This is a genomic window from Corynebacterium sp. HMSC071B10 (assembly GCF_001814825.1).
In the GTDB taxonomy this organism is placed as follows: Bacteria; Actinomycetota; Actinomycetes; order Mycobacteriales; family Mycobacteriaceae; genus Corynebacterium.
Window position 1 is genome coordinate 171,754 of sequence record NZ_KV818004.1, and the last position, 430, is coordinate 172,183.

A 430-nucleotide genomic window follows, 5' to 3' on the forward strand; every position below is an offset into this window, starting at 1 on the left:
TCCGCGCAGCCACTCGCCGTTGGTCAGCTGCACCTCGATTTCCCCATCTGGTCGCATGCGCCACTGGACGAAGTCGCCAATGTCCATGTTCAGCACGGTGGTAATCGCCGCGTCGCCACCCGTGCGTGTGTCCTTGAGCCACGCTTGCGGGTCGTCTTTCGCCGCCCGGTACACAGGAAGGATGTCCGTGGTGCGCCCGGTGATGTGGACGGTCGACCAGCCCTTGTCGTGGAAGGTCACCGACGCTTTCGGCGCACGCGGCGCGGGCGGTTTCAGCTCCTTCTTCAACGCCTTCGCCCGGTTCATGACGGTGCGGAGGTCACCTTGGGTTTCGCAAAGCTTCTGGCGGTAGTGCCACCGGTCTTTGTCGGAGTCCAGCGACCGCGACGACCGCGCAATGTACGCCAGCGTGTCCAAACGGTGTTCGTTT

At 63.7% G+C, this 430-nt stretch carries 1 protein-coding gene; it reads right to left on the minus strand.

Annotated elements, in window-relative coordinates; genetic code table 11:
- On the minus strand, positions 1 to 306 hold a 306-nt coding region (locus HMPREF2990_RS12930; RefSeq protein ID WP_168167129.1), incomplete at its 3' end, for a hypothetical protein.
- Positions 307 to 430 lie beyond the last annotated feature (124 nt).